Raw genomic sequence first — 18,575 nt, 5'->3', positions numbered from 1 at the left:
GACGTCCTGGCGCCGCGCGTGACGCATAAAAAAACGGAGCCCGACTGGGCTCCGTTTTGTGACACCGCGATGACGCACGAGATCCGATGCGACAAAGCGTGAGGCGCGCGGCTTCGCGTCAATTGTCCGACGCCTCATCGGCCTGGGCGATGCCGCGCTTGATCCACGCGCCGAGGTTATGCGGACGCACCGTGTCCCACTCCTCGAACGGCTGATGAATCCACGGGTTGGTCGGCAGATACTGCACGTGGTAATCGGGCTTCACCTTCGAGCAGCCCTTGTACCACAGCACGGCCGAGCGCACCGCGGTGATGGCCGGATAGCGTTCCTTCAGATGCTGCTGCACGCGCGCGAGCGTGACGCCCGAATCGACGAGGTCGTCGACGAGCAGCACGTTACCGTGCAGTTCGCCGCGCGTCATCGTGATGTATTGCGCGATGTCGAGTTCGCCCTGCTGCGTGCCCGCTGCCTCGCGATAAGAGCTCGTTGCCAGAATCGCCAACGGCAGATCGTAGATACGCGACAGCTGGTCGCCGACGCGCAGACCGCCGCGCGCGAGGCACAGGATCTTGTCGAACTTCCAGCCCGATTCGTGCACGGCAAGTGCGAGCATCTCGATCAACCGGTGATATTCGTCCCAGCCGACCCACAGGTTCTTGTCGTCGTTGCGCGGATCTTTCATCGCGATCATGGGTACACCTTGCATCGCTTAGACCTTGAACGGATGACGCAGCAGAATCGTTTCGTCGCGGTCCGGACCGGTGGAGACCATGTCGATCGGAATGTCCGCGACTTCCTGCACGCGCGTCAGGTACGCACGCGCGTTGGCGGGCAGCTTGTCCCACTCCTTGATGCCGACCGTGCTTTCCTTCCATCCCGCAAAGGTTTCGTAGACCGGTACGCAGCGCGCGACTTCGGTCGCGCCGCGCGGCAGCAGATCGACGTTGTGGCCGTCGATCGTGTAGCCGACGCACAGCTTCACTTCGTCGAGACCGTCGAGCACGTCGAGTTTGGTCATGCACAGCCCCGTCACGCCGTTGATCTGGATCGAGCGACGCAGCGCGGAGACGTCGAGCCAGCCGGTGCGGCGCGGACGGCCGGTGACCGAGCCGAATTCCTTGCCGACGGTGGCGAGTTCGAGGCCGATCGGGTCCTGGCGCGAGGCATTGTCTGCATCGTACAGTTCGCTCGGGAACGGGCCCGAACCGACACGCGTGCAGTACGCCTTCGTGATGCCGACGATGTAGTTGAGCTTCTGCGGACCGACGCCCGCGCCCGCCGTCGCGGCGCCCGCGACGCAGTTGCTCGAGGTGACGAACGGATAGGTGCCATGGTCGATGTCGAGCAGCGTGCCCTGCGCGCCTTCGAACAGCAGGTTGCCGCCGTTCGCGTTGACGTCGTAGAGACGGCGCGACACGTCGGTGACCATCGGCTTCAGTCGGTCGGCATAGCTCAGCATCGTGTCGAGCGTTTGCTGGAAGTCGACCGCGGCAGCGCCGAGGTACTGCGTGAGCACGAAGTTGTGATAGTCGAGGTTTTCGCGCAAACGCTCGGCGAAGGCTGGCGCGTCGAACAGGTCCTGCACGCGCAGGCCGCGGCGCGCGACCTTGTCTTCGTAGGCCGGGCCGATGCCGCGGCCGGTCGTGCCGATCTTGCTCGCGCCGCGGCGCGCTTCGCGGCCCTGGTCGATCGCGATGTGGTACGGCAGGATCAGCGTGGTGGCTTCGGAAATGAACAGGCGCTTCTGGACGTCGATGCCGGCGGCTTCGAGTTCGCCGATTTCCTTGAACAGCGCTTCCGGCGACAACACGACGCCATTGCCGATGTAGCACGCGACGCCGGGATGCATGATGCCGGACGGAATCAGACGCAAGATGGTTTTCTTGCCGCCGATGATAAGCGTGTGACCGGCATTGTGACCGCCCTGGAAGCGAACGACGCCCTGAGCGTGGTCCGTCAGCCAGTCGACGATCTTGCCCTTGCCCTCATCACCCCATTGGGTACCCACGACGACGACGTTGCGCCCGGGGTTCACATTCACTGCGCTGGCAGACATGTTGTTTCGTAAGCTGGTTAAAAACGTATTTTACCTAGGTTCGCGGAAGCTTCCGGAATTTTTCCGTTTCCGCTCAACGGTATGCACGTTATGTTGAGTATCGGGAGGGATGCGCGGCCGCGCGCGATTCGGGCGGTGGTTGCGCCGCCCTCGGGCGAACGTCGGGGGATGGGGCCCCGGCAGCGTAGATCGGAACGCGCGGCTCAAGCGCGCGGTTCAACCACCCATGCGCCATTGCGCTCGACCAGCACCCGGTCGAACGCGAATTCATCGAGATCGTGCTTGTGGCCAGGCAGCGCCTGGATTACCACTTCACCGCCATCGCGCAATGCCGCGACCGCCACGCGCAACGCTTCGTCGTGCCGCCACGGCGCGAGGATCGCGCTGCTGCGCGCTTCGACCGGCGAGATCCGCGCGACTTCGCGCAGATCCAGCGAAAAGCCGGTTGCCGCGCGAGCGCGGCCATAGGCCTGACCGACGTGGTCGTAACGGCCGCCGCGCGCGACCGCGTTCGGCACGCCGTCCACGTAAGCGGAGAACATCACGCCGCTGTGGTACGCGTAGCCGCGCAGATCGGCGAGGTCGATCATCACTTCGGCGCCGTCGACCTGGCTCGCGAGGAACGCGAGGTCGTCGAGCGCGCGGGCGATCGCCGGTGAATTCGGCAGACGCGCGCGGGCCTCTTCGAGCACCGACGCGTCGCCGTACAGCGTCGGCAGCGCGCGCAGCGCATCGCGAATCACCGGCGAGAATTGCGCGGTCATCTCGACGAGGCGCGGCACGTCCTTGCCGGCCAGCGCGTCGTAGAGCGCCTGGCCGAGTTCCTCGGCGGCCGGCTCGGCTTCGATCAGCGCCGCCAGCACGCCCGCGTGACACAGGTCCAGACGCACCTTCGCGAGGCCGGCGAGACGCAGCGCGTCGAGCATCAGCTGCTGGATTTCGAGGTCCGCTTCGAGCCCCGCGTGGCCGTAGATTTCCGCACCGATCTGGATCTGCTCACGCGTCGCATGCAGGCCGCGCGGGCGCGTATGCGCGACGTTGCCCGCATAGCAAAGACGCGTGACGCCCTGGCGGTTCAGCAGATGCGCGTCGATGCGCGCGACCTGCGGCGTGATGTCGGCGCGCAGACCGAGCGTGCGGCCCGACAGCTGATCGACGAGCTTGAAGGTGCGCAGATTCAGATCGTGCCCACCGCCCGTCAGCAGCGACTCGAGGTATTCGAGCAGCGGCGGCATCACCATCTCGTAGCCGTACGAGCGGAAACGGTCCAGCAAATGACGCCGCAATTCTTCGATCTTGCGGGCCTCCGACGGCAGCACGTCGGCGATATTCTCAGGAAGCAACCAGGTCGACATCGATACAGTCCTACGGCGTTGAACACGGCGTCTTGCAGCGCCGATGATGAGTGTGAATGACGTATAGCGGCTTGATTCTGGCGGCTGACACAGACGCTCGGGCGGCGTTTCGCGGCACGCGCGCGACGCGCGGCGGCGTGACAGGTCAGTAGGCGTTTTGCTCGGGCCGGCAAAACACGCCGCAACACGCGGCGTTCGTCAGACGAGCAAGCCGGCTTCAGGTCGCGATGAACAGTAGAACCAGCCCGAGCAACATCACGATGAGCCCTCCGACACGAATCTGATGCGGCGGTCGTTCCGCTATTTTACGGAACGTGTCGCGCCAGGCGGTTGGAAAAACGAACGGAAACATCCCCTCGATAATCAGCATCAGCGCGATCGCGAGCAATAACGAACCAGCTATGTCCATGCGAGTGAAGCGGCCGCGATGCGGATGCCGCGGCCTTCGGTAATCAGCGTTTGCGCGCAGCAGGCGCGGAAGCGTCCGGGGCGACGCCGCGGGTCGGGCTACGCATGAAGCGGAAGAACTCGCTACTGGAGTCGACCACGATCAGGTCGCCCGGCTTGAAGGTCTTCCGGTACGCCTGCATGCTTTGATAAAACTGGTAGAACTGCGGATCCTTGCCGAACGCTTCGGCAGCGATCTCCGCGGCCTTTGCATCGCCTTCGCCGCGAATGCCCTGCGCCTGCGCGAGGCCGTCGGCGAGCACCGCCTGCTGCTTCGCGAGCGCGTCCGCGCGGATCTGGTTCGCTTCGGCGGCGCCCTTCGCTCGCTCGTCCGCCGCGACCTGCTTGCGCGCGGCGATCATGCGCTTGAATACCGAGTCGGCCACCGCTGCCGGGAAATCGACGCGCGTGAGTTGCACATCCACGACCGATACGCCGAGCGATGCCGCGCCCTTGTCCATCGCACCGCGAGCCTGTTCGGCGATCGCCGGTTGTTTGGCGAGCGCATCGGACAGCGTGAACTTGCCGAACGCGTCGCCGAGCGCGCCGCGCGACAGCAGCGCGAGCCGGTCGGGCAGACTCTGCGGATCACCCTTCGTTTCGGCGATCAGCTTCAGCGGATCGGTCACGCGGAACTTGATCACCGGGTTGACCAGCAGATCGGCTTTGTCGGACGTGACGTAATGATCTTCGTCGGGTGCGTCGAGCGACTGGATGCGATTGTCGACGAACGCGACCGTTTGCAGCGGCGGCGGCAGCTTCACGTGCAGCCCCGGGCCGAGCAGCGTGGGCGTCGCGTCGCCGCGCGCGGACAACACAGCCATATGCCGTTGATCGACGACGAACACCATCGACGATGCCGCGAACAGCACGATGACGACCGCGACGACGAGCGCAATGATTCGGTTCATATTCTTGTGCGCTCCTTATTGAACGTCGTCTTCGCGCATGCGATTGCGGAACGCTTCGCGCGAGCGCAGCGACGCGGCGCTCGGCCGGCTCGCTGGCGCAGGCGCGGAAGCGGCGGGTGCGGATGCGCCATCGGCGGCGGAGCCTGCCGCGGCACCGGTCTCAGCGGCCGACGCGGCCGACGGCGCGGCCGCACTCGCCGCTTGCGGCGCGCCCGCGACAGCAGGACCCGAAGCGGCGGCGCCCGCCGCCGCCGCCTGGCGTTCGCGGTTCTGCTCGACGAGCCTGTCGAGCGGCAGATACAGCACGTTGTTGCCGTTCTTCGCGTCGACGAACACCTTGGTCGCGTTCGCGTAAATCTGCTGCATGGTTTCCATGTACAGGCGGAAGCGCACGACGGCCGGCGCCTTCGCGTATTGGGCGTAGACCTGGTTGAAGCGCTCGGCCTCGGCCTGCGCCTGCGCGACCGTGGTCTGGCTATAGGCTTTGGCTTCCTGGACCTGACGATCGACGTCGGCCTGCGCGCGCGGCAGAAGATCGCCCGCATAAGCCTGCGCATCGCGTTTCGCGCGTTCGTTTTCGTCGTGCACCTTCGCAGCGTCGGCGAACGCCGGTTGCACCTGCTCGGGCACCTGCACGCTCTGGATCGTCACGCCCGTGACTGCCAGACCGGACTGGTACTGATCGAGCGATTGCTGGATCGCCGCGATCAGCTGCTGGCGCAAAGTTTCGTGATCCTGATCGAGGATATCGCTAGTGCTCTGCGCGCCGACGATGCCGCGCACCGCCGCCTGCGCGGCGTGCATCACGCTCTGATCGGGATCGACGCTGCGAAACAGAAAGTCGTTGGGCTTGCGCACCTGGTACTGCACGGCGAAGCGCACGTCGACGATGTCGCCGTCGTGCGTGAGCATTGAAGCATCCTTCACGTTCGCGAGACGCACCACATTGCTACGGCCGATCTCGACCTGGCGGATCTGCTCGACATTGACGAACTCGTGGGACTCGAACGGAAACGGCAGACGCCAGTGCACGCCCGGCGCCGCGGTATAGCGATACTTGCCGAACTGCAGCACGACGGCCGCCTGGCCATCCTGCACGACGAACACGCCGCTGCCGAGATAGATCGCGATCAGCACGCCGATCACGATGCCGACGCCGATGCGCGCGCCACGGCCGTTGTCAGGACGGCCACCGCCGACACCGCCGCCCCTGCGCCCGAAAATCCGGGACAGACGGCGATTGAATTCGCGCCACATTTCGTCCAGGTCGGGCGGACCTTCACCGTCGCGTGCCGGTCGCTTCGGATCGTTCGGCCGTTGCCGGTCGCCGTTGCCATCGCCCCGGCCCCAACGCGGATCGTTCAGTGAAAGCAAGGCGCGCATACGCAGCCAGATACTCCGCTCGTTGTAATCGTTCACCTGTGTTCGTTCACCAGAGTAGACAGCGGGTCAGTGCAATTTTGGAACGGGTCAGTGCCCGAGTTCTGGAACCTTGTGGTCGTCGCGCAGTTGCGCCGCGCGGTCATCGTGCGGCATGTCGGCAAGCGGTTCGGCTGTAGCGATTTCGGCGATGGCAGCGCGCAATGCATCCAGCCCCTGCCCGGTGCGCGCGCTCAAAAAGACGCGCGAAATATTACCATACTCGTCCCGCTCGACCGCGTCGCCACGGGCTGCCAGCTCTGGCACCGCGTCAATCTTGTTGAACACGAGCACCTGACGGATCGTGTCCGCGCCGATCGCGTGCAACACCTCGTTGACCTGATCGATCTGGTCGAGCCGCACCGCGCTCGATGCATCGACGACATGCAGCAGCAGGTCCGCGTGAATGGTTTCCTCGAGCGTCGCGCGGAACGCGGCGACGAGCTGGTGCGGCAGCTCGCGGATGAAACCGACGGTATCGGACACCACCACCTGCCCCGCTTCGTCGCCCAGATACACGCGCCGCGAAGTGGTATCGAGCGTGGCGAACAACTGGTCGGCGGCATACGCCTGCGCCTTGGTCAGCGCGTTGAAGAGCGTCGATTTGCCGGCGTTCGTGTAGCCGACGAGCGACACCGACATCGTCTGGTTGCGATTCCGCGCCCGGCGTTGCGTGCCATGCTGGCGGCGCAGCTTGTCGAGGCGGATCTTGAGCGCCTTGATGCGCTCGCCGATCAGCCGGCGGTCGGTTTCGAGCTGCGTCTCGCCTGGACCGCGCAATCCGATACCGCCCTTCTGACGTTCGAGGTGGGTCCACGCGCGAATCAGCCGGGTCGACAGATATTGCAGCTGCGCGAGTTCGACCTGCAGCTTGCCTTCGTGGCTGCGCGCGCGCTGCGCGAAAATGTCGAGGATCAGACTGGTGCGATCTACCACGCGCCGATTAAGCGCCCGCTCCAGATTGCGCTGCTGCGCAGGCGCCAGAGCATGGTTGAAGATCACGAGTTCGATGTCGTTTGCTTCGCACGCAAGGCGCAATTCTTCGGCCTTGCCGCTGCCGACGAACATCTTCGCGTCGGGACTGGAACGGCGTCCGGTGAGGGTGACCAGGGGGTTCGCGCCCGCGCTTTGCGCGAGCAGGCTGAGTTCTTCGAGACTGGCTTCGAAATCGATCTTGCCGAAGTCGATGCCAACGAGCGCTGCATTGATCAAATTGGAGGGTATCAAAATGACGCGGCCGGGAGTGATCGCCAACGGGCGACAGTGTGCCGGCCGCGGCGAGGGTTAGGACTGTTCGGAATCCGGGTGGAAATTCACCGGACGGGCAGGCACGACCGTCGAAATGGCGTGCTTGTAGACCATCTGGGTGACCGTATTCCGGAGCAACACGACGTACTGGTCGAACGATTCGATGTTCCCTTGAAGCTTGATGCCGTTGACCAGGTAGATCGACACCGGCACATGCTCTTTACGCAGTGCGTTCAAAAACGGGTCTTGTAACAATTGCCCTTTGTTGCTCATAGCAAACTCCGTATTTTTTTGCAGGTTGACTGAATTGACGGCGAAGAAAAAGAGATCCGCCGCCAACCGCTACACTATAGCTGATTTTCATTTCGACGCGCGGGCCTGGGACCCCCGGCCAAACCCAGCATACACGCGGGTTTCAGCCCAGGTTCAAGACCAGCTTCAGCTTGCTTCAGCCTTTGTCCGCGTAAGGGTTCGTCGACGATCTGAACTCTATTCGCAATGGAGTCCCCGTCAGCTTGAAAGTTTCCCGGAAGCGATTTTCGAGGTACCGCTTATACGTGTCGGTGATCGCGTCGAGCGCATTGCCGTGAATCACGATAATCGGCGGATTCTGTCCGCCCTGGTGTGCGTAACGCAGCTTCGGACGCACTGGACCGCGACGGCGCGGCTGCTGGAATTCGACCGCCTCGATCAGCGCGCGCGTCAGCTTCGGCGTCGGCAGCTTCGACATCGCGGCCGTGTACGCGTCGTCGACCGAACGCATCAGCGGCCCGATTCCGGTTTTTTCCGCGGCGGAAATGAAATGGAATTTGGCGAAGTCCAGAAATTTTAGTTTGCGTTCGAGGTCGGCTTTGGTGCGCTCGCGCACATGCGGATCGAGACCGTCCCATTTGTTCACGCCAACCACCAGCGCGCGGCCCTGCTCGACGACGAAGCCAGCGATGTGCGCATCCTGATCCGAGATGTCCTGACGCGCGTCGAGCAGCAGGATCACGACGTTCGCATCGGAGATCGACTGCAGCGTCTTCACGACCGAGAACTTTTCGATCGCCTCGAACACCTTGCCGCGGCGGCGCAGGCCGGCCGTGTCGATCAGCGTATACGGCTTGCCGTTGCGCTCGAAATCGACGTAGATCGAGTCGCGCGTAGTGCCGGGCATGTCGAACGCGATCACGCGCTCTTCGCCGACCAGCGCATTGATCAGCGTCGACTTACCAACGTTCGGCCGGCCGACGATGGCGATCTTCACGCCGCGCGCTTCCTTGTCTACCTCGCTCTCTTCCGGCTGACCGGCATACGCGACTTCGAGCGCCTCGTTGATCATGTCGGTGACGCCGTCGCCGTGCGCGGCCGAAATCGCGCGCGGATCGCCGAGACCGAGTTCGTAGAAGTCGGCCGCGACGTTGGCGTACTTCATGCCCTCGGCCTTGTTCACGACGAGGAAGATCGGCCGGCCAACCTTGCGCAGATAGTCGGCGATCGACTTGTCCTGCGGCGCGAGACCGTTGCGCCCATCGACGATGAACACGACGACGTCCGACTCCTCGACCGCCTGGCGGGTCTGGCGCGCCATCTCGTGCAGGATGCCGTCTTTCGCGACCGGCTCGAAGCCGCCGGTGTCGACGACCAGATACGGCCGCTCGCCGGCGCGTCCTTCGCCGTAATGGCGATCGCGCGTGAGACCGGGCAGATCGGCAACCAGCGCGTCACGCGAACGCGTAAGGCGGTTGAACAGCGTGGATTTCCCCACATTGGGGCGCCCAACGAGGGCAATAACGGGTTTCATCTGATGTTGTTCACGGTGAAACGCGGGATCGCAACCGATCGCGCGCGTAGCGACGCCAGGCGGCCGCCACGGGGTGGCGTTCTGACGAAATTATCACGAATTCAGCCTGCTCCGGATGCGCGATCGATATGCGCATCCGGGCGGACGGGCGTGGGCTGCACAGACGCCGCCGGGGGCGCCTGCTTCAGACCGGGCTGCTCGACGGCTGACGCGCTCGTGTTCGAGGGCGTCTTTAATTTGCAAGGCCGTCGACGAAGCGCACGCGCCGCCTTGCATGCCGGCGGCCACAGCCTCGATCCGAGTTGCCGGACCAGCCCGTCCGGCGATTTTTTCTATTGAGCCTGCCCGATCACGCGACGGGCAGCGTGGCAACCCGACGCAGGAGCCGCACGCCAAAGCCGGTGCAGACTTCAATTAAAAAGCGCGCGGCCGGCAAAGCCGGCCTGCGCGCCCGACATCATTGATAGCGATCAGCGCGGACGATAGCCGAACAGGCCGCCGTCGCGCGTCTGTACGACCAGCGTGTCGCCGGCCAGCACCGGCGCCGCGGTAATCGCGCTGCCGTCGGTCTTCACTCGTGCGACGAGCGTGCCGTCGACGGTCGACAGGAAATGCACGAAGCCCTTGTAGTCGCCGAACACGGCCGCGCGGCCGAGCAGCGTCGGCACGCTCAGGTCGCGGTTCTTCAGCGTGTCGTTCTTCCACAGCACCGAGCCGTTGTTCACGTCGAATGCGGACACGACCGACCAGTCGTCGGCGGCGACCACGCTGCGCTCATCCTGCGCGAGGCCGGTCGTGCTCGAGAACGGCTTGCCCCACAGCGCGCGGCCCGAGTTGGCGTCGAAACAGCCAATCTGGCCCTGGAACGTCACCGCGCAGGTCTCCGAACCCACCAGCGTGGGCGGGCCGGTCACGTCGTTGATACGCTCGACCTCGGTCACGCCCTTCGGATACGACACCGGCGTCTGCCAGTAGGCGTCGCCCGTCTGCAAGTTGATCGCGGCGAACGAGCCGCCCGGGAAGCCGGCCAGCACGGCCGCGTCACCTGCGAACGTCATGCCCGACGACACGCGCAGGTTCAGCGGCACCGCGCGGTTGCGGAAGTTCCACTTCTGCTCGCCGGTTTGCGCGTTGAACGCGACGATCTGGCCGTCGATCGTGCGCACGATCACGAGGCCGTTGCCGACGAGCGGCGGCGTAATGATCTCGCCCGGCGCCTTCGCGGTCCACAGCTGCTTGCCGTCCGCGCCTAGCACGTACACGTCGCCCTTCAAGCCACCGACCGCGGTGAGCGTGCCATCGCTGCCGACGCCCGCCGACAGATCATCGTGCAACTTGACGCGCCACACGTCCTTGCCCGTTTGCGCGTCGATCTTGGCGACCGTGCCATTCGTGCCGGCAGCATACACGGCATTGCCGACCGCAACCGGCGAGAACAGGTAGCGGCCCGCCTTGCCGACGCTCGCCGACCAGGACTGCTGCACGTCGAGCACGGGTTTGAACTCGGTGAGCGGCGTCGGCACACGGCGCTCGTCTTTCGTGGATGAGCAAGCCGCCAGCGTGAGAACGGTCATCGCACAGATAACGGGCACGGCGTAACGTTTCAGCAGATTCATCGGTGGACGAAGCATTCAGGAAAATGGATTAAAGGAGACCGCCTTGCGGTCGTGGCTCGCGGCGCGCCGCGCGGGACGCTCAGCCGCCAAGCGCATCCAGCTTGAACTGGATCAGCTGGCGCGCCGAACTGTCGCTGTTCGACAGCGAGTCGAGCGCGAGCTTGTAGGCCGCGCGCGCGTCGTCGCGCTTGCCCTGGGCGGCGAGCAGGTCGCCGCGGCGGTCCGCCACGACGCCCTTGAAGGCATCGGATTGTGGCTCGGCCAGGAGCGCGAGGCCCTGGTCGTATGCCTTGTCGTCGAGCAGCAGCGATGCCATGCGCAGCTTCGCGATCTGCTTGAACTCGTCGTCCTTCGCGTGATCGATCGTCCATTGCAGCTGCGCTTTCGCGCCGGCTTCGTCGCCAGCGGCGTACAGCGCCTTGGCGGCGCCGAGCGCGGTCATCTGCGCGTAGGCAGTACGGCCGAACTTGTCTTCCATGTCGGCGGCGACGCGCGCAATCTGCGCCTTATCGCCCGATGCCGCGGCTTGCTGAACCTGGTCATACAGCACCGCGGCTTCCGCGGCCTGACGACGCTGCCAGAAATTCCAGCCGTTCCAGCTCGCGCCTGCCAGCAACACCACCAGCACGATCCACGTGGTCGCATTGCCCCACCGTGTCCACCATGCCTTCAGACTTTCAATCGATTCTTGTTCGTCGTGGTAACTCATCGCCCGGCGATTTCCTCATTCTTGCTACGTGTGCGTGTCGAGCCAGCCGGCCCAACGACATCGCGATCAGTCGTCGCCGTCTTCGGCGGATGCAACCATCGCATTGATTAGATATTCGGTCAAGTCTTCGGCGGGCACGTTCTGTTGCTCGTTCTTACGGCCGTGGGCTTGCGTATCGCGCAGCGGTTTCACGCCGACAGTGCCGTTGGCGATCTCATCTTCGCCGAGCACGACCGCGAACGCGGCGCCGCTCGCGTCGGCGCGCTTCATCTGCGACTTGAAGCTTGCCGACTGACCGTCCGCGCTGCAATGCAGGATCACGTCGAGACCGGTATCGCGCAGACGTTCGGCGATGATGAACGCCTGCTCCCGCGCGGTGTCGCCCTGATGGACCACGTACACGTCGCAACCTTCGTCTTCCGGCACGAGCTGTTCTTCCTTCAGCAGCTCGAGAATCCGCTCGACGCCCATCGCCCAGCCGCACGCAGCCGTCGGCTTGCCGCCGAGCTGTTCGATCAGCGGATCGTAGCGGCCGCCCGCCGCGACCGTGCCTTGCGCGCCGAGTTTGTCGGTCACCCACTCGAACACGGTCAGATTGTAGTAATCGAGACCGCGCACGAGACGCGGATTGATCGTGAACGGAAGGTTGTTCGCCTTCAGCAGACGCTGCAGAGCTTCGAAGTGCGCGCGCGATTCTTCCCCAAGAAAATCGATCAGCTTCGGCGCGTTCCGCGCAACCTCCTGCAGCGCAGGATTCTTCGTATCGAGCACGCGCAGCGGGTTCGTATAGAGACGGCGCTTCGCGTCTTCGTCGAGCACGTCCATGTGCTTTTCGAGATACGCGATCAGTTCGACACGGTGCGCGGCGCGCTCTTCAGCGAGGCCCAACGAGTTGATTTCGAGCTTGATGCCAGTCAGACCGAGATCGTCCCACAGACGCTGGCACATCATGATGATTTCCGCGTCCGCATCCGGACCCGCGAAACCGAGCGCCTCGACACCGACCTGGTGGAACTGGCGATAACGGCCGCGCTGCGGACGCTCGTGACGGAACATCGGACCGATATACCACAGCCGCTTCGGGCCATCGTACAGCATGTTGTGTTCGATCGACGCGCGCACCACGGCCGCCGTGTTTTCCGGGCGCATCGTCAGGTTTTCGCCGTTCAATGCGTCGGTGAAGCTGTACATCTCTTTTTCGACGATGTCGGTCACTTCGCCGATACCGCGTGTGAACAGCTGCGTATGCTCGACGATCGGCGTGCGGATATTCTGGTATCCGTACGAACGCAGCATCGACTTGACGGTGGTTTCAAAAAATTCCCAGAGCCCGGCTTCCTGCGGAAGGATGTCGTTCATGCCCTTCACGCCAGACAGCTTCTCGAGCTTATTCTTCTGTTCAGTCATCTGTGTTTCGATAGCCGGTATTTAGTTGAGCGCGTCGGCGCGGCCATAGCGGCGCTCGACGTAGTCGCTCACGATTTGCTGGAATTCTTGCGCGATGTTCTCGCCGCGCAGCGTCTTCACCTTTTCGCCGTCGACGAACACCGGCGCGGCCGGATTCTCGCCCGAGCCCGGCAGGCTGATGCCGATATTCGCCTGCTTCGATTCGCCCGGACCATTGACGATGCAGCCCATCACCGCGACGTGCATCTGCTCGACGCCGGGATACTGGTCGCGCCACACCGGCATCTGCTGACGCAGATAGGTCTGGATCTGCGACGCGAGTTCCTGGAACAGCGTGCTCGTGGTGCGGCCGCAGCCGGGGCACGCGATCACCATCGGCGTGAACGACCGGAGGCCCATGGTCTGCAGAATTTCCTGACCGACGATCACTTCGCCTGTGCGCGACGCGCCCGGTTCCGGCGTCAGCGAAATACGGATCGTATCGCCGATGCCCTGCTGCAGCAGAACCGACAGCGCCGCGGTCGACGCGACGATGCCCTTCGAGCCCATGCCCGCTTCGGTCAGGCCAAGATGCAGCGCGAAATCGCAACGGCGCGCGAGTTCGCGGTACACGGCAATCAGATCCTGCACGCCGCTGACCTTGCACGACAGGATGATCTGGTCGCGGCCGAGGCCGAGTTCGACCGCACGTTCCGCCGAGCCGATCGCCGACTGGATCAGCGCTTCGTACATCACGCTTTGCGCTTCCCACGGAGTGGCGCGCGAGCCGTTTTCGTCCATCATCTTCGCGAGCAGATCCTGGTCGAGGCTGCCCCAGTTCACGCCGATGCGCACCGGCTTGTCGTATTTGACCGCCGTCTCGATCATCTGCGCGAACTGCGTGTCGCGCTTCGCGCCGTGCCCGACGTTGCCCGGATTGATCCGGTACTTCGACAGCGATTCCGCGCAGCCCGGATAGTCGCGCAGCAGCAGGTGGCCGTTGTAGTGGAAGTCGCCGACGAGCGGCACCATCACGCCCATGCGGTCGAGTTGCTCGCGGATCGCCGGCACGGCCGCCGCCGCTTCCGGCGTATTCACGGTGATACGCACCAGTTCGGACCCGGCTTGCGCCAGTTCCTTGATCTGAATAGCGGTGCCGATCGCGTCGGCGGTGTCGGTGTTGGTCATCGACTGCACGCGCACCGGCGCATCGCCGCCGACGGTCACGAGCTGACCGCCCCAGCGGACGTTGACCGCATGCGACTTGCGCCGCATCGCGGGGCCGCCGAACACCGGCTCGTCTGAAACGATCTTGCTACAGGATTGGGATTGAGCTTCGGTTTGCATCGAAAAACCCATTTACGCCGCACGCGCTATGCAAAAACGCAGCGCCTGAATTGAAAAAGCGCCGCGGACCGGTTGACCGCGGCGCGTACCGTATCTGTCAAGGCAGCGCAAAGCGCGCCACGTTGCCCTTGGCTGTCGCATATTTCGACGGATCGACCGGCTGGCCGTCGAGCGTCACCGACTCGAGACCCGCCTTGTTGCCGACCGTGACCTTGAACGGACCGACACCCGTCACTTGCTTCGGATCGCCGGCATGCACGAGGCCGGAGAACAGTTCCTTGCCGTTCTTGTCACGCACGCTGAACCAGCTGTCCTGCGTCACGCGCAGCGCGACGACCGCCTCGCCGAGCGCTGGCGTGACCGCCGGTGCCGACGCGTTCGCCACGACCGCCGGTGCATTTGCGCTCCCCATGGCGGCCTGTGCCTGAGCCTGCGAGCCGGCCTTCGGTGCCGCGGCCGTCGGTGCCGGCGTTGCCGCTGTATTCGCTGCCGGGGCCGAGCCCGGCGCGGTGCCAGTGGCAAGCGGAGCCGGCATCGGCGTTGCCGACGCAGACACCGCATTATCCGCGCTCGCCGCGTTGTCAGCCGTGGCCGCCGCGTCCGGCGCCGATGCCCCTTCCGCCGCCGTCGCCGGACCCTGAGCGACCGCGCCCGAAGCCGCCGTGTCGCTGATAGTCGAACCATTCGCGCTTGCCTTCAGGCGCGCGAGCCACGCGGACGAATCACCGCCGTTAGTGCGCCACATCCCGAGTGCGATGACCGCGACGACGATCGCCGCAATGCCCCACAGCCACGAACGGCTCTTATGCCCGCTGTCGCCGAGCGACAGCGAAACCTTGCCGCGCGGCAGATCCTTGCCCGATGACGCCGGCATCGACAGATTCGGCGCCGGCACGCCCTTCTCGCGACGCAGCGCAGCCGTAAAAGGCGCCGGATCGGCGCCCAGCATTTTCGCGTAGCTGCGCACGACGCCGAGTGCGAACGTCGTGTCCGGCAGATGGCTGACGTCGCCCGCCTCGAGCGCGCTCAGCTTGACGACCGACACCTTCAGCCGCGCCGACACGTCCTCGATAGTCCAGCCTTTCGACTCGCGCAACTGGGTCAAGCGCGCGCCAACCGCTGCCAACGAATCAAGGGCCGGCTGCACGACAGGCTGGACAACCGCCCTTGCAACGGGTGCCGGATGGCCATCGCTCGTGTCTGTCTCGTGCGGCTGCGGGTGCTGCGGCTCACTCATCCCAAATCCTTTCGCGTCGATTCTTTTAATCGTGCGACCGGACGGGCTCGAGCGTCACGTCCAAATCGCAGACCGTTTATAACAAAATGTGCGGCTTTGTGTACCGCTCCCGATCGATTCTGCAAACTTTCTTTTAATCGCCGGTGGCATGGGAGCATTTTTGCGCTCGCGGTACTTTCCGCCGAACGCCGACGCCCTGCCGCCCCTCGCGATTACACGGCGCGAACCTCGATCACCTTCGCCGCCTTCCCGGTGCGCTCAGCAAGACGCGTGCGGTCTTTCACCGCGCCGGCCAGCTGACCGCAGGCAGCATCGATATCGTCGCCGCGGGTCTTGCGCACAGTGGTGACCACGCCAGCGTCCATCAACACCTGCGCAAACCGCTTGATCTGTTCCGGCCTCGAACGGATAAGGCCCGATTCGGGGAACGGATTGAACGGAATCAGATTGAACTTGCACGGCACGTTACGCGTGACGGCGAGCAACTCGCGCGCGTGCGCCTCGCTGTCGTTCACGCCATCGAGCATGCAGTATTCGAACGTAATGAAATCTCGCGGCGCGACTTTCAGATAGCGCTCGCACGCCGCCATCAGCTCGCGCAGCGGATACTTTTTGTTGAGCGGCACCAGCACGTCGCGCAGCGCGTCGTTCGAGGCATGCAGCGACACCGCGAGCGCCACGGGCAGATCCGCGCCGAGCCGGTCCATCATCGGTACGACGCCCGAAGTGGACAACGTGACGCGCCGGCGCGACAGGCCGTACGCATTGTCGTCGAGCATCAGGCGCATGGCCGGCACGACCGCGTCGTAATTGAGCAGCGGCTCGCCCATCCCCATCATCACGACGTTCGTGACGACGCGCTCGCCCTTGCCGTCGCCGCCCATCGCGCGGCCGCCAGCATCACCTCGCGACGCGCGCAGGGCAAACTCAGCCATGCGCAACTGGCCGATGATTTCGCCGGTGGTGAGATTGCGGGAGAACCCCTGCTTGCCGGTCGAGCAGAACCGGCAGTTGACCGCACACCCAGCCTGTGACGACACACACAGCGTGCCGCGCGTTTCTTCGGGGATGTAGACGGTTTCAACGGCGTTGCCGTTTCCGACGTCGATCAGCCACTTGCGTGTGCCGTCCGACGAAACGTGGTCGCTGACGACGCCCGGCATCGTGATCGCGGCGCGCCCCTTGAGCTTTTCGCGCAAGGACTTCGCGAGATCGGTCATGCCGTCGAAGTCGGCAGCGTTGTATTGATGAATCCAGCGCTGCAATTGCTTGGCGCGAAACGGTTTCTCGCCCAGGCTGTCGCAATAGGCGACGAGCCCTTGGGCGTCGAGGTCGAGAAGGTTGACGGAGGGACTGCTCGTCATATCGAATCCTGCCATTTCATTGCGAGACTACGTTCATGCAACAAGCTGCATGAACGCCGTGCCCGTTCGCGCCCATTCCTGCTGCTTTTACCTTACTACTTTGCCGTGCAACGCGCGCGATTCATGCGACAAAACAATTCGGCTGCACGAAACGCGCCAGGCGGACACGGCTGACGATCGAGGCCAGTGCCTGACCTCAGCGCGAGGCGCTCAACGCGAGTAGACGTTGACTTGGGGGAAGAAGAATGCGATTTCAATCGCGGCCGTTTCCGCTGCGTCCGAGCCGTGCACCGCGTTGGCGTCGATGCTGTCCGCGAAGTCGGCACGGATCGTGCCCTTTTCTGCCTTCTTCGGGTCAGTCGCACCCATCAGATCACGGTGTTTCAGGATCGCGTTTTCGCCTTCCAGCGCCTGCACGACCACCGGACCCGAGATCATGAATTCGACGAGGTCCTTGAAGAACGGACGCGCTGCGTGCACGGCGTAGAACTTCTCGGCGTCAGCACGCGACAGATGAACCATGCGCGATGCCACGATCTTCAGACCAGCGTTTTCAAAACGGGTATAGATCTGGCCGATCACGTTCTTGGCCACTGCGTCCGGCTTGATAATCGACAAGGTACGCTCGATCGCCATAAAAACTCCAAAAAATTAAGAAGTTACAGATTCAAATGAATCCGCTATTGTAGCATGTTCCCGTGCATCATTGCGATTGAACCCTTACAGCACTGAAAGGATCAAAGCAAAGGGCGCGAAATACTGGTAGCGTAGGCCATGTGGGCGACTGGAGGTATTGAAACTCCGTGCTGCCGCGCTAATCTTACGGATGAACGGTGCGCCCGCCGGCGCTTCGCAAATTGCCGTATCACCATCACGAAACACGCTTCCGAGGTAAGGAGAGATCATGAACGAACATCCGTATATGTTTGGCCGCAACGGCGCGGTCAGCACGGTCGAAACACGCAACCGCGTGCTACGGAATACCTACTGGCTGCTTGCGCTGTCCATGATTCCGACCGTGCTCGGCGCGTGGGTGGGTCTTGCCACCGGCTTCTCACTGTTCGCCGCCACCAGTCCCGCCATGAGCATGCTGGCATTCTTCGCGATCGCCTTCGGCTTCATGTTCGCGATCCAGCGCACCAAGGACAGCGCCGTCGGCGTCTTCGTACTGCTCGGCTTCACGTTCTTCATGGGGCTGATGCTGTCGCGCATTCTCGCGTTCGTGCTCGGCTTCTCGAACGGCCCGTCGCTGATCATGCTCGCTTTTGGTGGCACCGGTGTGATCTTCGCGGCCATGGCGACCATCGCCACGGTCAGCAAACGCGACTTCTCGGGCCTCGGCAAGTGGCTCTTCATGGGCGTGATCGTGATCCTGCTGGCTTCGGTCGCGAACGTGTTCCTGCAACTGCCGGCGCTGATGCTGACGGTTTCAGTCATGGCAATCGTGATCTTTTCCGCCTACATCATGTTCGACGTGCAGCGCGTCGTGAACGGCGGCGAGACGAATTACATCACGGCGACGCTGGCGATCTACCTGGATCTGTACAACGTGTTCGTCAATCTGCTTGCGCTGCTCGGCATTTTTGGCGGCAACCGCAATTAAGTTTGCCCGGTCGTGCGGCGTGTCCCACGCCGCACTCGACGCTCAAATTAGAAGCCCATAACGATTGCTCGTTATGGGCTTTTTCGTTACC

At 63.8% G+C, this 18,575-nt stretch carries 17 protein-coding genes; 1 reads left to right on the top strand and 16 read right to left on the bottom strand.

Annotated elements, in window-relative coordinates; all coding sequences use genetic code 11:
- Positions 1-118: 118 nt before the first annotated feature.
- The 16 genes from HDG37_RS15225 to ndk all read right to left on the bottom strand — a co-directional run bounded on the left by HDG37_RS15225 (position 119) and on the right by ndk (position 17,517).
- A complete protein-coding gene (locus HDG37_RS15225; protein WP_184048954.1) occupies positions 119-691 on the bottom strand; it encodes a phosphoribosyltransferase in 573 nt (190 codons plus the stop codon).
- An 18-nt stretch (positions 692-709) separates the two neighbouring features.
- Complete coding sequence (locus tag HDG37_RS15220) at positions 710-2,056, bottom strand: adenylosuccinate synthase (RefSeq protein ID WP_184048951.1); 1,347 nt, start codon at positions 2,054-2,056, stop codon at positions 710-712.
- A gap of 203 nt (positions 2,057-2,259) precedes the next feature.
- Entirely contained in the window at positions 2,260-3,411 is a 1,152-nt protein-coding gene (locus tag HDG37_RS15215) for an ATP phosphoribosyltransferase regulatory subunit (RefSeq protein ID WP_184048948.1), read from the bottom strand.
- Positions 3,412-3,628: 217 nt separating this feature from the next.
- Positions 3,629-3,820 (bottom strand): DUF2065 domain-containing protein, encoded by a 192-nt coding sequence (locus HDG37_RS15210; protein WP_090800720.1) that lies wholly within the window; start codon positions 3,818-3,820, stop codon positions 3,629-3,631.
- A gap of 43 nt (positions 3,821-3,863) precedes the next feature.
- On the bottom strand, positions 3,864-4,769 hold the full coding sequence (hflC, locus tag HDG37_RS15205; RefSeq protein ID WP_184048945.1) for a protease modulator HflC: 906 nt from the start codon (positions 4,767-4,769) through the stop codon (positions 3,864-3,866).
- 15 nt (positions 4,770-4,784) lie between these two features.
- Positions 4,785-6,188: an FtsH protease activity modulator HflK gene (gene hflK, locus HDG37_RS15200; protein ID WP_184048942.1), complete on the bottom strand. Its 1,404-nt coding sequence runs from the start codon at positions 6,186-6,188 to the stop codon at positions 4,785-4,787.
- A gap of 51 nt (positions 6,189-6,239) precedes the next feature.
- Positions 6,240-7,415: a GTPase HflX gene (hflX, locus tag HDG37_RS15195; RefSeq protein ID WP_184048939.1), complete on the bottom strand. Its 1,176-nt coding sequence runs from the start codon at positions 7,413-7,415 to the stop codon at positions 6,240-6,242.
- Between the two features lie 57 nt (positions 7,416-7,472).
- A complete protein-coding gene (gene hfq, locus HDG37_RS15190; RefSeq protein ID WP_006051315.1) occupies positions 7,473-7,709 on the bottom strand; it encodes an RNA chaperone Hfq in 237 nt (78 codons plus the stop codon).
- 175 nt (positions 7,710-7,884) lie between these two features.
- Positions 7,885-9,222, bottom strand: a complete 1,338-nt coding sequence (gene der, locus HDG37_RS15185; protein WP_184048936.1) for a ribosome biogenesis GTPase Der — start codon at positions 9,220-9,222, stop codon at positions 7,885-7,887.
- A 470-nt stretch (positions 9,223-9,692) separates the two neighbouring features.
- Positions 9,693-10,838, bottom strand: a complete 1,146-nt coding sequence (gene bamB / locus HDG37_RS15180; protein ID WP_184048933.1) for an outer membrane protein assembly factor BamB — start codon at positions 10,836-10,838, stop codon at positions 9,693-9,695.
- Positions 10,839-10,917: 79 nt separating this feature from the next.
- Complete coding sequence (locus HDG37_RS15175; RefSeq protein ID WP_184048930.1) at positions 10,918-11,547, bottom strand: tetratricopeptide repeat protein; 630 nt, start codon at positions 11,545-11,547, stop codon at positions 10,918-10,920.
- 66 nt (positions 11,548-11,613) lie between these two features.
- A complete protein-coding gene (gene hisS, locus HDG37_RS15170) occupies positions 11,614-12,954 on the bottom strand; it encodes a histidine--tRNA ligase (protein WP_184048927.1) in 1,341 nt (446 codons plus the stop codon).
- Positions 12,955-12,975: 21 nt separating this feature from the next.
- A complete protein-coding gene (gene ispG / locus HDG37_RS15165) occupies positions 12,976-14,292 on the bottom strand; it encodes a flavodoxin-dependent (E)-4-hydroxy-3-methylbut-2-enyl-diphosphate synthase (RefSeq protein ID WP_184048924.1) in 1,317 nt (438 codons plus the stop codon).
- Between the two features lie 85 nt (positions 14,293-14,377).
- Positions 14,378-15,517 carry a helix-turn-helix domain-containing protein gene (locus tag HDG37_RS15160; RefSeq protein ID WP_184048921.1) on the bottom strand — a complete coding sequence of 380 codons (1,140 nt, stop codon included), beginning with the start codon at positions 15,515-15,517 and terminating at the stop codon, positions 14,378-14,380.
- A 212-nt stretch (positions 15,518-15,729) separates the two neighbouring features.
- Positions 15,730-16,881, bottom strand: coding sequence for a 23S rRNA (adenine(2503)-C(2))-methyltransferase RlmN (rlmN, locus tag HDG37_RS15155; RefSeq protein WP_184048918.1), 1,152 nt, complete (start codon positions 16,879-16,881; stop codon positions 15,730-15,732).
- 210 nt (positions 16,882-17,091) lie between these two features.
- Positions 17,092-17,517 carry a nucleoside-diphosphate kinase gene (gene ndk / locus HDG37_RS15150; RefSeq protein WP_184048915.1) on the bottom strand — a complete coding sequence of 142 codons (426 nt, stop codon included), beginning with the start codon at positions 17,515-17,517 and terminating at the stop codon, positions 17,092-17,094.
- 268 nt (positions 17,518-17,785) lie between these two features.
- Between ndk and HDG37_RS15145 the strand changes: the two genes are divergently transcribed.
- Positions 17,786-18,484 carry a Bax inhibitor-1/YccA family protein gene (locus HDG37_RS15145; protein WP_018417558.1) on the top strand — a complete coding sequence of 233 codons (699 nt, stop codon included), beginning with the start codon at positions 17,786-17,788 and terminating at the stop codon, positions 18,482-18,484.
- The last annotated feature ends 91 nt before the right edge of the window (positions 18,485-18,575 follow it).

It is taken from the genome of Paraburkholderia sp. MM5384-R2, assembly GCF_014201025.1.
Taxonomy (GTDB): domain Bacteria; phylum Pseudomonadota; class Gammaproteobacteria; order Burkholderiales; family Burkholderiaceae; genus Paraburkholderia; species Paraburkholderia tuberum.
This window is presented reverse-complemented; position numbering and strand designations above follow the sequence as displayed.

Bases quoted from the DNA above. Each gene is read 5' to 3' on its own strand.
- HDG37_RS15145 (WP_018417558.1), top strand. From the start codon at position 17,786: ATGAACGAACATCCGTATATGTTTGGCCGCAACGGCGCGGTCAGCACG.
- hisS (WP_184048927.1), bottom strand. From the start codon at position 12,954: ATGACTGAACAGAAGAATAAGCTCGAGAAGCTGTCTGGCGTGAAGGGC.
- ispG (WP_184048924.1), bottom strand. From the start codon at position 14,292: ATGGGTTTTTCGATGCAAACCGAAGCTCAATCCCAATCCTGTAGCAAG.
- hflC (WP_184048945.1), bottom strand. From the start codon at position 4,769: ATGAACCGAATCATTGCGCTCGTCGTCGCGGTCGTCATCGTGCTGTTC.
- hfq (WP_006051315.1), bottom strand. From the start codon at position 7,709: ATGAGCAACAAAGGGCAATTGTTACAAGACCCGTTTTTGAACGCACTG.
- ndk (WP_184048915.1), bottom strand. From the start codon at position 17,517: ATGGCGATCGAGCGTACCTTGTCGATTATCAAGCCGGACGCAGTGGCC.
- HDG37_RS15215 (WP_184048948.1), bottom strand. From the start codon at position 3,411: ATGTCGACCTGGTTGCTTCCTGAGAATATCGCCGACGTGCTGCCGTCG.
- HDG37_RS15220 (WP_184048951.1), bottom strand. From the start codon at position 2,056: ATGTCTGCCAGCGCAGTGAATGTGAACCCCGGGCGCAACGTCGTCGTC.
- der (WP_184048936.1), bottom strand. From the start codon at position 9,222: ATGAAACCCGTTATTGCCCTCGTTGGGCGCCCCAATGTGGGGAAATCC.
- bamB (WP_184048933.1), bottom strand. From the start codon at position 10,838: ATGAATCTGCTGAAACGTTACGCCGTGCCCGTTATCTGTGCGATGACC.
- HDG37_RS15160 (WP_184048921.1), bottom strand. From the start codon at position 15,517: ATGAGTGAGCCGCAGCACCCGCAGCCGCACGAGACAGACACGAGCGAT.
- HDG37_RS15175 (WP_184048930.1), bottom strand. From the start codon at position 11,547: ATGAGTTACCACGACGAACAAGAATCGATTGAAAGTCTGAAGGCATGG.
- HDG37_RS15210 (WP_090800720.1), bottom strand. From the start codon at position 3,820: ATGGACATAGCTGGTTCGTTATTGCTCGCGATCGCGCTGATGCTGATT.
- HDG37_RS15225 (WP_184048954.1), bottom strand. From the start codon at position 691: ATGATCGCGATGAAAGATCCGCGCAACGACGACAAGAACCTGTGGGTC.
- rlmN (WP_184048918.1), bottom strand. From the start codon at position 16,881: ATGACGAGCAGTCCCTCCGTCAACCTTCTCGACCTCGACGCCCAAGGG.